Origin of the sequence: Streptomyces monticola (assembly GCF_042665355.1) — a bacterium.
In the GTDB taxonomy this organism is placed as follows: domain Bacteria; phylum Actinomycetota; class Actinomycetes; order Streptomycetales; family Streptomycetaceae; genus Streptomyces; species Streptomyces monticola.
In genome coordinates this window covers 1-993 of the sequence record NZ_JBHTCF010000062.1, presented here as the reverse complement: position 1 = coordinate 993, position 993 = coordinate 1, and the positions used below count along the sequence as shown (strand labels likewise).

The window sequence follows — 993 nt, the reverse complement described above, 5'->3', positions numbered from 1 at the left end:
GAGCATGGTGGCGAGGTCGCCCTTGCCGTTCTGCTCGATGGCGGCGTCGAGTTGGTCGGTCATCTGGGTGTCGTAGACGGGCCGGTCGACGCTGCGCAGGACTCCGATGGGGGTGTGGTGCAGGGTGTCGGGGTCGGCCAGGCGGGAGAGCGCGAAGGCGGTCGTGGGTGAGGTGGCGTGGGCGTCGTGGACGAGGATCTGTGACTGGTTGTCCTCGGTGACGGTGACGATCTTCAGGTCGCCGGTCAGGGTGTCCCGGATGACGCCCTTGCTCTGGTCGGTGCCGAAGCGGATCGGCTGTCCGTGTTCCAGGCGGATCACGGCTTCTTCGGCCTGCTGTTTGTCCTTGAGGGCTTCGAAGGCGCCGTCGTTGAAGATGTTGCAGTTCTGGTAGATCTCGACGAGGGCGGTGCCGGGGTGGTCGGCGGCCTGGCGCAGGACGTCGGTGAGGTGTTTGCGGTCGGAGTCCACGGTGCGGGCGACGAAGGAGGCTTCGGCGCCGATGGCCAGGGAGACCGGGTTGAAGGGGGCGTCCAGGGAGCCCATCGGCGTGGATTTGGTGATCTTGCCGACTTCGGAGGTGGGGCTGTACTGGCCTTTGGTGAGGCCGTAGATCCGGTTGTTGAAGAGCAGGATCTTGAGGTTGACGTTGCGGCGCAGGGCGTGGATGAGGTGGTTGCCGCCGATGGACAGGGCGTCGCCGTCGCCGGTGACGACCCAGACGGACAGGTCGCGGCGTGAGGAGGCGAGGCCGGTGGCGATGGCGGGGGCGCGGCCGTGGATGGAGTGCATCCCGTAGGTGTTCATGTAGTACGGGAAGCGGGAGCTGCAGCCGATGCCGGAGACGAAGACGATGTTCTCCTTGGCCAGGCCGAGTTCGGGCATGAAGCCCTGCACGGCGGCCAGGATCGCGTAGTCACCGCAGCCGGGGCACCAGCGCACTTCCTGATCGGACTTGAAGTCCTTCATGGACTGCTCGGCCTCGGCCTTGGG

The 993-nt window shown here is 66.5% G+C and carries 1 protein-coding gene; it reads right to left on the bottom strand.

Features of this window, described 5'->3' with window-relative positions:
- Positions 1-993: 2-oxoacid:ferredoxin oxidoreductase subunit beta (locus tag ACFQVC_RS42430; RefSeq protein ID WP_381842140.1), on the bottom strand; the 993-nt coding region annotated here is incomplete at both ends.